Source organism: Streptomyces sp. NPDC001493 (assembly GCF_053597235.1).
Genome location: NZ_JBSFHV010000053.1, coordinates 1 through 12,223 on the forward strand (window position 1 = coordinate 1; position 12,223 = coordinate 12,223).

The following is a 12,223-nucleotide window of genomic DNA, read 5'->3' on the forward strand; positions in this document are numbered from 1 at the left end:
CCCTCCCGCGTGGTACGCACCGAGGCGTGCGGCTCGGCATCCGCCGTCAGCTCGAAGTCCGGGCCGTGGTTGACCTTCCCGGCGTGGTCCGAGCAGCCGGTGTGACAACTCCGGCCCACGGAAAGGGAAATACCAGATGTCATCACTACGTCGGCATGCCTGGTCCACGGTGTTCAGCGCCGTGGCCGTCGCGCTGCTCCCGGCCTTCGTGGCGGGCCCCGTGGCCCATGCCGAGGCCGGCCCCGCCCTGACGCTTCAGGCCAACCACAGCGAGGTGGGGCTGCCCCAGCCCGCCGACCGGGGGGACTCCTCGCAGATCGGCTGGGGCATGGAGGGCGAGGACGGCGGAAGCACGGCCGAGGACGTGGTCGTCAAGGTCGACGTCTCCGGCATCTCCGGATTCGCCGACGTGACCGGCCTCCCCTGCGTGGACGACATCTGCTCATGGCCCAGCCGGGACATCGCCCCCGGCGAGTCCACCGGCGGAATCGTGGACGTCAACGCCAAACCGGGCGCGGCGCTCGGGACGACGGGCACCGCACGGCTGTTCGCCACCTCGTCCAACGCGAGCATCACGGAGACGACCGTCAAGGTCACCGTCGGTGCGGTGGACCTCGGCATCGCCAGGATCCCGGACACGAAGGACGCGGCCCCCGGCTCGACCCTCGCCGCTCCGATCACGGTGTCCAACTCCGGTTCGCTCACCGCCGACGCCGTGACCCTGTCGCTCGCCGCCACCCCCGGTCTCGGATTCGCCCAGAAGTTCTCCAACTGCACGTACGGCACGTCCACCGAAATTCCCTCGGCGCACGGACACGAACTGGACACCGCCGTCTGCCGCATCACCACCCCGGTCGAGCCCGGCAAGGCCTACCGGCTCTCCTCGCAGTTCGGCATCGAGGTGGGACCCACAGCGCTCTACGAGTTCGTCGACTACCAGATCGAAGCCGCCTCCACCTCCGTACCCAGGGCCGCCGCCTCCGACGGGCCGGTGCTCGGACTCGTCGAGAACGGGACGCCCCCGGTCGTGCGGACCGGTCACGCCCAGTGGCGGATCGACGCCGACAACACCGCCGACATCGAGCTCACCGGCTCCACCGCGAACGCCGCCCCGGGCGAGGAGGCCGTGCTGACCGCGAAGGTCCGCAACAACGGTCCCGCGACGTTCAACCTGCTGAGCTCCGACGCCCAGATCGGCGTGCGGATCGAGATTCCCCAGGGCACCACAGCCGTGAAGATCCCGTCGGAGTGCGGCGTGTGGACGGGTGGCGGAATGGGCGAACCCACGCCGGGAGCCGCCGAGTACATGTGCGCGGTCGAATCGCCGTTCACCGTGGGCGAGACCCTGGAGCTGCCGTTCACCGTCAAGGTCGGACAGGACGCTCCCGCCACCACTGCGGGCGACGCCACCGTGACCACCGTGTGGGGAGGCGAGCTGGACGCGGACACCGACAAGGCGAACAACACCGCGAAGATCACGCTGAAGACCACGGTCTCCACCGCCACCCCTGGGTCCGGCGGCCCCTCGTCGGACGTGGATGCCGGCGAGACCCGGGCCCCGTCCGCGTCCGACGGGCCAGTGAGGACCGTGACGGCCTCTTCGGGCTCGAACGCCTCGGGGACCTTGGCCTCGACGGGCAGCGGTGCCACACCGGCGATCGCGGCAGCCGGCGCCCTGGCGCTGCTCGCCGGTGGCGCGGTCGTGCTCGTGGCCCGCAGGCGCAGGACCCGTACCGGAGAAGCGGCCTGACGCTGCCCGCAGACGCAGGACCCGCCCGGAGAAGGGCCTGACCCAACCCGCAGACGCAGGACCCGGGTACCGGACAAGCCGCCTGACCCTGCCCGCGCGCACCGCCCGCCTGTGCCGTGCCTGCCTCGTCGCCCGGTTCCGGACGGCGGGACGGGCGCGGTACGGCCACGCGGCGGGGGCGCTACGGACCCTGTCCCCGCCCCGGCGGGCCGCGGCGGACGGCTGACCGCCGGTTCGGTTGTGCGGACCTGAGGCGGGGAGGGGCTGTCCGTGCCCGACGCCGACCGGGCCTGGCGTCGGCATCTTCGCCCGGGTCATGCCCCCGGATCCTCCGTCACGGGCAAGCACTCGGCGAGCAGATCGACGATGTCCCGCCAGGCTCGCCGCGCGTGCCGCGGGTGGTGGCCGACACCGGGGACCGTGGGGTGGTCGACCGGCGGATGGTGGAAGGCGTGCAGGGCGCCGCCGTAGACCGCGAGGCGCCAGTCGACGCCCGCGGCCTGCATCTCGGCGGTGAACGCGTCCCGTTGGGCGGGCGACATGATCGGGTCTTCCGAACCGACCCCGGCCCACACCGGGCAGCGAATCCGCGCCGCCTCGCCCGGCCGGCCCGTGGTCAGTGCGTTGACTGTCCCGATCGCGCGCAGACCGACACCGCCGCGCCCGAGTTCCAGCACGACGGCGCCCCCGGTGCCGTAGCCGACGGCGGCGATCCGGTCGGGGTCGGTCCGCGGTTCGGAGCGCAACACGTCGAGCGCCGCATGGCCGATGCCTCGCATCCGGTCGGGATCAGCGAGCAGCGGCAGGCAACGGGCCAGCATCTCCTCGGGGTCGCCCAGATAGCGCCCGCCGTGAAGGTCGAAGGCCAGCGCCACGTATCCCAGTTCGGCGAGAGCATCCGCCCGGCGGCGCTCGACGTCGCTGAGCCCCATGCCCTCGGGTCCGAGCAGCACCGCGGGCCGGCGGTCGACACCGGCCGGGAGCGCGAGGTGCCCGGTCATCGTCGAACCGTCGGCCGGATACTCGACCGTACGCGTCGTGATCGTCGTCATGAGACTGGACTGTAGTGATCGTCGAGCCCGGTCCGGCCGGTGTTCTGCCGCAAGCCGAACAACGTGGGTACGTCGAGTTTCGGGTCGGGCGCGATCATCCGCTCCGGCGGAGCACGCCGTCCGGGGCGGCGCGCCCCGGACGGGATCCCCGGCTCCCCGTCCGCACGCCGGGGGGGTGCGGCAGGGGACGGGCCCGGTGCGGGAGCCGGTCAGCCGTTCTCGGCCGACCGGCGGTCCATCACGGAGAGCGCGCGGTGCGCCAGTGGGTGGGTACGGACCAGTTCGGCCAGCGAGGTCGTCCCCCGGGTGATCCCGGCGAACGCCTTCCAGGCCGGCCGGAAGGTCGTGAGCACCGCGTGCAGGACACCGGGGCGGCGCTCGAAGAGCTTGAGCATCCGGCGTCCGACGTTCATCTCCACGCCGAGTCCGGCCTTGATGGCGAAGGCGTAGTTGAGCGCCTGGCGCCGGGCGTCCACCGCGTCACGGGCCTCCGCGATGCGTACCGCCCACTCCCCCGCCAGCCGTCCGGAACGGAGCGCGAAGGAGATTCCCTCGCGGGTCCAGGGCTCCAGGAGGCCCGCCGCGTCGCCGCAGACCACGACCCGGCCCCGGGAGAGCGGCGAGTCCTCGCTGCGGCAGCGGGTGAGGTGGCCCGAGGAGATCTTCGGCTCGAACCCGGCCAGCCCGAGGCGGGCGACGAAGTCCTCCAGGTACCGCTTCGTGCCGGCCCCGTCGCCCCGGGCGGAGATCACGCCGACGGTGAGCGTGTCGCCCTTGGGGAAGACCCAGCCGTAACTGCCGGGCATCGGGCCCCAGTCGATGAGCACCCGCCCGGCCCAGTCCTCGGCGACCGTCTCGGGAACGGGGATCTCCGCCTCCAGGCCGAGGTCCACCTGATCGAGCTTCACCCCGACGTGGGCGCCTATGCGTCCGGCACTGCCGTCCGCCCCGACGACGGCCCGGGCGAGCACAGTCTCGCCGCCGGCCAGCACCACCGCGACGGTACGCCGGTCAGGTACGGACGAGCCGTGCTGCTCGACCCGCGCGACGGAGGCACCCGTACGCAGCTCCGCGCCGGCCTTCTGCGCCTCCTCGACGAGCTGGGCGTCGAACTCGGGCCGGTTGATGAGGCCGAAGAGCATGCGCTTCGACTTACGGGTGCGCGCCAGCTTTCCGTTGAGGGAGAAGGTGACGGCGTGCACACGGTCCCGCAGGGGCAGTTCGAATCCCGGCGGAAGCGAATCGCGCGAATATCCGATGATCCCGCCGCCGCATGTCTTGTAGCGGGGCAGCTCCGCCTTCTCCAGCAGCAGGACCCGGCGGCCCGCGACGGCTGCCGCATATGCCGCGGAGGCACCGGCCGGCCCCGCACCGACTACCACGACGTCCCACACCGACGACTCTTCGTGCTCACGCCCGGCGTCTGCGTTCTCGCTGCTCACGATGTGCTTCTGCTCCCGATCCGACCAGTTGCCCCAGCTACTGACGGCATCCTACGGCGCGATCCGGTCAGGGTCCGCTGTGGGAGGATCGGCAGTGTTTTCGTCGTACGGACAACGCCGGACAAACGGCGTCATCCACAGCCGTGCACGCCTCGCACGGCCATCGCGGCACCGCACTCACAAGGAGCGTTCCCATGACCGCCCGTCCGATCCCCGAAACCGTTGCCTCGCTGATGCCCCGCGCCAAGGCGGAGCTGAGCGAGCTGGTGGCGTTCCAGTCGGTGGCGGATCCCGCGCAGTTCCCGAAGAGCGAGTGCGAGGCGGCGGCCGGCTGGGTCGCCGACGCGCTCACCGCGGAGGGATTCCAGGACGTCGCGCTGCTGGACACCCCCGACGGCACCCAGTCCGTCTACGGCTGCCTCCCCGGCCCGGCCGGAGCACCGACGGTGCTGTTGTACGCCCACTACGACGTGCAGCCGCCGCTCGACGAGCCGGCCTGGCTCTCCCCGCCGTTCGAGCTGACCGAGCGCGACGGCCGCTGGTACGGCCGCGGAACGGCGGACTGCAAGGGCGGCCTGATCATGCATCTGCTGGCGCTGCGCGCCCTCAAGGCGAACGACGGCGTGCCGGTCGGCGTGAAGGTGGTCGTGGAGGGGTCCGAGGAGCAGGGCACCGGCGGGCTGGAGCGGTACGCCGAGGAGCACCCCGAGCTGCTCGCCGCGGACGCGATCGTCATCGGTGACGCGGGCAACTTCCGGGTCGGCCTGCCGACCGTCACCGCGACCCTGCGCGGCATGACGATGCTGCGCGTGACGCTCAACACCCTTGAGGGGAACCTGCATTCCGGCCAGTTCGGCGGAGCCGCCCCGGACGCGCTCGCCGCGATGATCCAGCTGCTCGCCTCGCTGCGGTCCCAGGACGGTACGACGACGGTGGACGGACTCGCCGAAGGCGCCGCCTGGGACGGGCTGCAGTATCCGGAGGAGGACTTCCGCAAGGACGCGAAGGTGCTGGACGGCGTGGAGCTGATCGGCACGGGTACGGTCGCGGACCGCATCTGGGCGCGGCCGGCGGTGACCGTGATCGGGATCGACTGCCCGCCGGTCGTCGGTGCGACGCCGTCCGTGCAGGCGAGCGCGCGGGCGCAGATCAGCCTGCGGGTGCCGCCGGGCCAGGACGCCGTGGAAGCGACGAAGCTGCTCACCGCGCACCTGGAGTCGCACGCCCCGTGGGGAGCGCACGTCACGGTCGAACAGATTGGCCAGGGCCAGCCGTTCCGCGCGGACGTGGCCAGCCCCGCGTACACCTCGATGGCGGCGGCGATGCGGGTCGCGTACCCGGGCGAGGAGATGCAGACGGCGGGCATGGGCGGGTCGATTCCGCTCTGCAACACGCTGGCGCAGCTGTACCCGGAGTCGGAGATCCTGCTGATCGGGCTGAGCGAGCCGGAGGCGCAGATCCACGCCGTGAACGAGAGCGTCTCGCCCGAGGAGCTGGAACGCCTCGCGGTCGCGGAGGCGCTGTTCCTCCAGAACTACGCGGAGTCCCGGCAGGGCTGACGGGCAACCGGGCGGGCCGGTGGGGCCGGATGAGGGCCGGTGGGCCGGGTTGGACCTGGTGTGGGCCGGGAGGGTAGCTGACGGCCGCGTCGCCGGGCCCCGCCGGCTCCCGCCCGGCTCTCTCAGCCGACCGGCACCCCCGCCTCCAGGTTGAGGACGGTGGACCGCTCGCGGGCCCGGAGCGCCCATCTCAGCCGGGTCCAGCGGGTCGGCGGGAGGAGCCGGGCGGCCTCCTCCTCGGTGACGAAACGCCATTGCCGCAGTTCGGAGTTCTGGAGCCGCAGCCCCGCCGCGTCCTCGTCCCGCAGTACGCCCCCGTCGAAGAGGAACCGCAGGCCGCCGTAGCCCGGCGGGCGGGGCGCCTCCCAGTCGACCACCAGCAGCCTGGGCTCGGTGGTCAGGACCAGGCCGATCTCCTCGGCGACCTCCCGGACTCCGGCCCGGGCCGGTGCCTCGCCCGTCTCGACGATCCCGCCGGGGAACTCCCAGCCGGCCTTGTAGGTGGGGTCGACGAGGAGAACCCGGCCGTGTTCGTCGAAGAGGAGGACGCCGGAGGCGACCGTCTCGGCGGTCGGGGAGGGGTTCTGGACGATCCCGCACTCTCCGGCGGCGCCCGTGCGTACCGCTTCCTCAATCCTCAGCGCGGTCTCGCGCGGGGTGAGGGAGCCGGTGTCGATGACGTGGGCGTCCGCGGTGAGCCACGGGAGGGCCGCGCGGTAGGGCTCGATGTGTTCGAGGCACCAGCGGCGGGCCCGTCGGCTCCGGTCGGGGTCCTCGGCGGACGTGTGCCGTTGCGCGATCCGCTGGCGCAGGATCGTTTCCTCTGGGAGGAGCAGCACGTGGTGGACGGGGATGCGGCGGGAGGCGAGCCCGCCGAATATCTCGTCGCGGTACTCCTGGCGCAGCAGCGTCATCGGGACCACGAGCGTGCCCGGGACCTCGGCGAGCAGCGCCGCCGCGGTGTCGACGACCAGGCGCCGCCAGATGGGCAGGTCCTGGAAGTCGGTCACCTCCGCCAGCCGCTTCTGGGGCAGCAGGCCGCGCAGCGCGGCGCCGGTCAGCCCGGGGTCGTACAGCGTGCTGTTCGGGATCAGATCGAGCAGCTCGCAGGCCGCGCTGGTCTTGCCCGCACTGAACGCACCGTTGACCCAGACGATCACGGCTCCCCCTTCGCCAGGCATCTCTTCCGGTCCGTGCCGCGCCACCACCGCCGTACCGCACGGCGCCGAGCCCGGCCCGTGCCGCACGGCCGCCCTGCCCGAGGTTCGCGACGCGGGGTCCCGTCCCTCGGCGCGGCCCGGTCGTCCGGAGGGGCTCCAGCCTTCAATGGCTTGCCCTGAACACCCTGTGGCGAAAACCCGGCGCGACGAACCCGTTGTACGAAGCCGTGGACGGGGTACCCGTCGGCGGACGCCCCGACGAACCGGCCACGCGGGACCGGTGGGTCGGCCGAAGGCGGCGGGGCGTCACGGGAGCACGCGATCGGGCGGTCGGGCGAGACCGCGCACAACGGCAGAGGGGGCACACCATGCGTCGGACGGTGCTCGAACAGTTTCCCGCCGGCGGGCCGCGCGGCAGCCGGCCCGCGGAGGAGTTCGCGGCCGCGCGCCGCGGCGAGGGGCTCGCGGCGGAGGTCGTGATGGACCTGGACCGGGACGCATTCCTGGTGGTGGTCGCCGGGACGGCGGTCGACCGCGCCCGCTGAGCGGTTCAAGTCCGGGGGCGCTGGGTTTCCGCACTTCCCGAAGAAATGACGGAGCGAGAACGCCCAGCCGCCTCATTGCGTCAGCCATGGTCACTGAGCCTTCTCCAACCTCATGCCGAGGCGGGTTGAGGTTGGAAAAGGCTCCTTGCCTTCGAGTGTGAGGCACCCGGAGGAGCCGGCTCGGTGCTCAGCCGGTGTTCCGTGAAATGTCGAGCGACCGGGCGAAGTCGGCGAGCGCGTGGAAGTCGTTCTCCCGCAGGCCGATCCGCGGATCGACGTGGCGCAGGAGTCCAGGACCTTGGTGGTGGGCAGTTACGTAGGTCTGGTCCAGCTCGCTCTGCTCGTCGTCCACCCAGGCGAACGGACGGCCGCCCGCGTAGTCCACCAGCGGCCCGGTCTTCCAGTGGACTCCGTCAGGGCGTTCCCGGAGCAGGACATCGCCGAAGTCCACGAAGGGGAGTTCCGGAAGACCCAGGACCGGAGCGATCCACCGGTTGGCGTCGTCCATCCATGTGGTGGCCCAGCACAGCTCGAAGCCGAGCTGGAGCAGGATTCGTCCGTGTTCCGGGTTGAGCCAGACTCGCAGGAGGCGGCGGGACAGGAGGCCACTGTCGTTCAGACGGGTGTCGTTCCGCGGAACTCTGAGTGTGGTGTATCCGTCGGGGCGCCTCTCCGGCTGGGCCGCGTAGGGGTTGAGCGGCCCGTCCACATCGAGGAACAGCAGCGGTCGGTTCACGGTCTCCCCCGGTCTCGCGCGCTGTGGACTGGCCCGGTCAGCGTAACTGTGGGATCTGGCCTCCGGATCGTCGGCCGACCGCCCCCGCCGAGGGGCGTCCGCCCCGGGCGCGCCGGGTCACGGCGGGCCCGGGTACGTCTCAGCGCACGGTGGCCGCGGCGGCCGCCCCCACGAGTCCGGCGTCGTTGCCCATCACCGCGGGGGTCACCGTGAGGTTGCGTACGAAGGAGAGCGTCGCGTAGTCGGCCAGGGCCCGCCGCAGCGGGGCGAAGAGCACGTCGCCGGCCCCGGCCACTCCCCCGCCGATCACCGCGATGTCGATCTCGACCAGGGTCGCCGTGGCGGCGATCCCGGCGGCGAGCGCCTGGGCCGCACGGTCGAAGGACGCCTGGGCCACCGGGTCTCCCGCCTTCGCGGCGGCGGCCACGGCGCGGGCCGTCGCGTCTCCGTCGGGTCCGGGCCGCCAACCGCTGTCCAGCGCCCGGCGCGCGATGTTGGGGCCGCTGGCGATCCGTTCGACGCAGCCGCGCGCGCCGCAGGGGCAGGGGTCGCCGTCAAGATCGACACTGATGTGGCCGATGTGGCCGGAGTTGCCGGTGGGTCCGGGGTGGAGCCTGCCGCCGAGGACGAGTCCGCCGCCGACGCCGGTCGACACGACCATGCAGAGCGCGTTGTCGTGCCCCCGGGCCGCTCCCTGCCAGTGCTCGGCCGCGGTCATCGCCACGCCGTCGCCGACCAGGGTGACCGGCAGCCCGCCGATCGTCTTGCCCACCCGCTCGACCAACGGGAAGTCGCGCCAGCCGGGAACGTTGACCGGGCTGACCGTGCCCGCCGAGGCGTCCACCGGACCGGCGCTGCCGATGCCCAGCGCGCAGGCGCGCTTCCAGTGCGGCGAAGCCATCAGCTCGCCGAGGACCCCGTCCACCGCCCCCATGACCGACTCGCCGGACTCCTTGGCGGGCGTCGGCCGCTGCGCGCGGACGAGCAGCGTGCCGTCGTCGCCCACCAGCGCGCCGGCGATCTTGGTGCCGCCGATATCGAGGGCTGCGACGAGGTCGGTATGCATGGGCCTTGGCTCTCCGGATGAGTAGAAGGGCGGACCTGCTGGTTCCGTCCTTGTGGTCTGCACAGTCTGTATTGCCATGACAACGTTGTCCAGGGCCTATGCTCGACGCCACAGCCCCGATCCCCCGCGGCGTTGACATCGCTGTCGACGCACCCTACGACAGGACAGCGCACTGTGGCCGAGACCGCCCGTCATTCCGAGCCCCGCTACGGCAACCGGCCCACCATGAAGGACGTGGCCGCGCGGGCCGGAGTGGGGCTCAAGACGGTCTCCCGGGTGGTGAACGGCGAGGCCGGTGTCACGTCCGACACCGAGCGCCGGGTGCAGGAGGCGATCGACGCCCTCGGCTTCCGCCGCAACGACAGCGCCCGCGTTCTGCGTAAGGGCCGTACGGCATCCATCGGACTCGTCCTGGAGGATCTGGCGGACCCCTTCTACGGTCCGCTGAGCCGAGCCGTGGAAGAGGTGGCCCGCTCGCACGGGGCGCTGCTGATCAACGGTTCCAGCGCCGAGGACCCGGTACGCGAACAGGAGCTGGTGCTCGCGCTCTGCGCGCGGCGGGTGGACGGGCTGATCGTGATCCCGGCGGGCGACGACCACCGCTATCTGGAGCCGGAGATCAGGGCCGGGGTGGCGACCGTCTTCGTGGACCGGCCGGCGGGTCTCGTGGACGCCGACACCATCCTCTCCGACAGCTTCGGCGGCGCCCGGCAGGGCGTGGCCCACCTGATCGCCCACGGCCACCGCCGGATCGGCTTCATCGGCGACCAGCCGCGCATCCACACGACGACGGAGCGACTGCGCGGCTACCACGCGGCGATGACCGACGCGGGCATCGCCGTCGACGACCGGTGGGTCTCCCTCGGGGTCACCGCCCCGGAGCGGGTGCGCGCCGCGGCCGAGGAGATGCTGTCCGGCCCGGAGCCGGTGACCGCGATCTTCGCGGGCAACAACCGGGTGACCGTGACCGCCGTACGGGTCCTCGCCGACCGCGAACGGCCGGTCGCACTGGTCGGGTTCGACGACATCGAGCTGGCCGACCTGCTCGGCATCACGGTGATCGCGCAGGACGCGGCGGCCGTGGGGCGCACCGCGGCGGAGCACCTCTTCCGCCGTCTGGAGGGCGGCGGGCACGCCACCGCCCGGGTGGAGCTGCCGACGACCCTGGTGCCCCGCGGCTCGGGCGAGCTTCCCCCGGCCTGAGAAGGCGAGCTGCCCCGGCCGGAGAAGGCGGGGCCCGGGGGCGGTGCGGCGGCCGTGTTCAGCCGGCCGCGGCGTCGTGGCCGGTTCGCGCGTACGCGTCCAGTTCGCGGCGGCCGAGCCCGGTCAGCCGGGTGACCTCCGCGGTGTCCAGGGCGCCGCAGTCGATCCCGCGCAGCAGATGGCCGCTGAGCGCCTTCGCGGTGGCGGGTTCGTCCATGACGTCCCCGCCGGACTTGGCGACGTACCCGGCGAGGCGGGCCGCCACCTGGTCCAGGCCCTCGCGGTAGAAGGCGTAGACGGCCGCGTAACGGGTCGGCAGATGCCCGGGGTGCATGTCCCAGCCCTGGTAGTACGCGCGGGCCAGAGCGCGGCGGGTGAGGCCGTAGTGGAGCCTCCAGGCCCGGTGGACCCGGTCGGTGGGGCCGACCGGCAGCACGTTGGTGGATCCGTCCGAGACCCGTACGCCGGTGCCGGCCGCGGCGACCTGCATGACCGCCTTGGCGTGGTCCGCGGCGGGGTGGTCGCTCGCCTGGTGGGCGGGGCTGACGCCCACGCTCGCGCTGTAGTCGAAGGTGCCGTAGTGCAGTCCGGTGGCCCGGCCCCGCGCGGCGTCGATCATCCTGGCCACGGCGGCCGTCCCGTCCGCCGCGAGGATCGACTGACTGGTCTCGATCTGGATCTCGAAGCGAAGCCGCCCCTCGTCCAGGCCGTGCGTGCGCTCGAACGCGTCGAGCAGCCGGACGAAGGCGGCGACCTGCTGCGGGTAGGTGACCTTCGGCAGCGTGAGCACCAGCCCGTCGGGCAGCCCGCCGGAGCGTACGAGCCCGGTGAGGAACACGTCCGTGGTACGGATCCCCCGCGACCGCACGGACGCCTCCATGCACTTCATCCGGATGCCGGTGTACGGGGGCGCGCAGCCCTCCTCGTACGCCCGCTGGACGAGGTGCGCGGCGCGGGCGGCGGCCTGGTCCTCCTCGGCGTCCGGGCGTCTGCCGTAGCCGTCCTCGAAGTCCACCCGCAGGTCCTCCACGGGCTCGCGCTCCAACTTGGCGCGTACCCGGTCGTGGACGGGGACGGCGAGCTCCTCGGGGAGGCCCAGGACGGCGGCGAAGGACTCCGCGTCCGGGGCGTGTTCGTCGAGTGCGGCCAGCGCCCGGTCGCCCCAGGAGCGTACGGTCACGGCGTCGAAGGCGTCGGCCGGTACGTACACCGTGTGCACGGGCTGGCGGGTGCCCGGATCGCCGGGGTAGCGGCGCGCGAGTTCGGCGTCCACCTCGGCGAGGGACGCGCCGATCTCCTCGCCCACCGCGTCGTCGAGGCTCGTCGCCACTTCGGCCCGTCGGCCCATGACCGTACCCCCACGCTCTCGACACGTCCGTCGGCCGGAACTTCCGCCGACCGGAATCGATGATCCGCGTGGCGAAGCTATAAGCGTGACGGGACGCGCGTCAACGGTGAACGGCGACGGGCCGGGGCCGTGCGGGGGTTGCCCGCGTGGTCCCGGCCCGTGGCCGTGGTGCCGTTCCCCGGGCGTCCGCCGCCGGGGAGGCGTGTTCAGCCCTTGCGGGCGTTGATCTCTTCGGTGAGCTGGGGCACGACGTCGAAGAGGTCACCGACGACACCGAAGTCGACGAGTTCGAAGATCGGGGCCTCGGCGTCCTTGTTGACCGCGACGATCGTCTTCGAGGTCTGCATGCCCGCCCGGTGCTG

At 72.7% G+C, this 12,223-nt stretch carries 10 protein-coding genes and 1 pseudogene; 4 read left to right on the forward strand and 7 right to left on the reverse strand.

The genetic code is table 11. The features are described from left to right. Positions 1–136: 136 nt before the first annotated feature. On the forward strand, positions 137–1,750 hold the full coding sequence (locus tag ACWCWD_RS36730; RefSeq protein WP_450779954.1) for an LPXTG cell wall anchor domain-containing protein: 1,614 nt from the start codon (positions 137–139) through the stop codon (positions 1,748–1,750). 314 nt (positions 1,751–2,064) lie between these two features. On the opposite strand, the gene ACWCWD_RS36735 is transcribed toward ACWCWD_RS36730, so the two are convergent. Together ACWCWD_RS36735 and ACWCWD_RS36740 are read right to left on the reverse strand one after the other, a co-directional pair. Next, positions 2,065–2,802 (reverse strand): dienelactone hydrolase family protein, encoded by a 738-nt coding sequence (locus tag ACWCWD_RS36735; RefSeq protein ID WP_450779956.1) that lies wholly within the window; start codon positions 2,800–2,802, stop codon positions 2,065–2,067. A 209-nt stretch (positions 2,803–3,011) separates the two neighbouring features. After that, positions 3,012–4,244 carry a geranylgeranyl reductase family protein gene (locus tag ACWCWD_RS36740; RefSeq protein WP_327174116.1) on the reverse strand — a complete coding sequence of 411 codons (1,233 nt, stop codon included), beginning with the start codon at positions 4,242–4,244 and terminating at the stop codon, positions 3,012–3,014. A 194-nt stretch (positions 4,245–4,438) separates the two neighbouring features. Between ACWCWD_RS36740 and ACWCWD_RS36745 the strand changes: the two genes are divergently transcribed. Next, positions 4,439–5,803 carry a M20/M25/M40 family metallo-hydrolase gene (locus ACWCWD_RS36745; RefSeq protein WP_450779958.1) on the forward strand — a complete coding sequence of 455 codons (1,365 nt, stop codon included), beginning with the start codon at positions 4,439–4,441 and terminating at the stop codon, positions 5,801–5,803. Between the two features lie 122 nt (positions 5,804–5,925). Here the strand turns inward: ACWCWD_RS36745 and ACWCWD_RS36750 are convergent, their stop codons facing one another. Continuing rightward, entirely contained in the window at positions 5,926–6,963 is a 1,038-nt protein-coding gene (locus tag ACWCWD_RS36750; RefSeq protein WP_450779960.1) for an NUDIX domain-containing protein, read from the reverse strand. Between the two features lie 368 nt (positions 6,964–7,331). Here ACWCWD_RS36750 and ACWCWD_RS36755 point away from each other — a divergent pair, with 368 nt between their 5' ends. Next, positions 7,332–7,508, forward strand: a complete 177-nt coding sequence (locus ACWCWD_RS36755) for a hypothetical protein (RefSeq protein ID WP_450779962.1) — start codon at positions 7,332–7,334, stop codon at positions 7,506–7,508. Between the two features lie 187 nt (positions 7,509–7,695). Here the strand turns inward: ACWCWD_RS36755 and ACWCWD_RS36760 are convergent, their stop codons facing one another. Further along, positions 7,696–8,244: a hypothetical protein gene (locus tag ACWCWD_RS36760; RefSeq protein WP_450779964.1), complete on the reverse strand. Its 549-nt coding sequence runs from the start codon at positions 8,242–8,244 to the stop codon at positions 7,696–7,698. 139 nt (positions 8,245–8,383) lie between these two features. Next, a complete protein-coding gene (locus tag ACWCWD_RS36765) occupies positions 8,384–9,310 on the reverse strand; it encodes an ROK family protein (protein WP_450779966.1) in 927 nt (308 codons plus the stop codon). Positions 9,311–9,484: 174 nt separating this feature from the next. Here ACWCWD_RS36765 and ACWCWD_RS36770 point away from each other — a divergent pair, with 174 nt between their 5' ends. Further along, positions 9,485–10,513 (forward strand): LacI family DNA-binding transcriptional regulator, encoded by a 1,029-nt coding sequence (locus tag ACWCWD_RS36770; protein WP_450779968.1) that lies wholly within the window; start codon positions 9,485–9,487, stop codon positions 10,511–10,513. Positions 10,514–10,571: 58 nt separating this feature from the next. Here ACWCWD_RS36770 and ACWCWD_RS36775 read toward each other — a convergent pair whose 3' ends face one another. Beyond that, the gene (locus ACWCWD_RS36775) at positions 10,572–11,861 is read right to left on the reverse strand and encodes a DUF6986 family protein (RefSeq protein ID WP_450779970.1); all 1,290 of its coding nucleotides are present in this window, start codon (positions 11,859–11,861) and stop codon (positions 10,572–10,574) included. Positions 11,862–12,067: 206 nt separating this feature from the next. Further along, a pseudogene (locus ACWCWD_RS36780) lies at positions 12,068–12,223 on the reverse strand (electron transfer flavoprotein subunit alpha/FixB family protein); the annotation flags it as partial.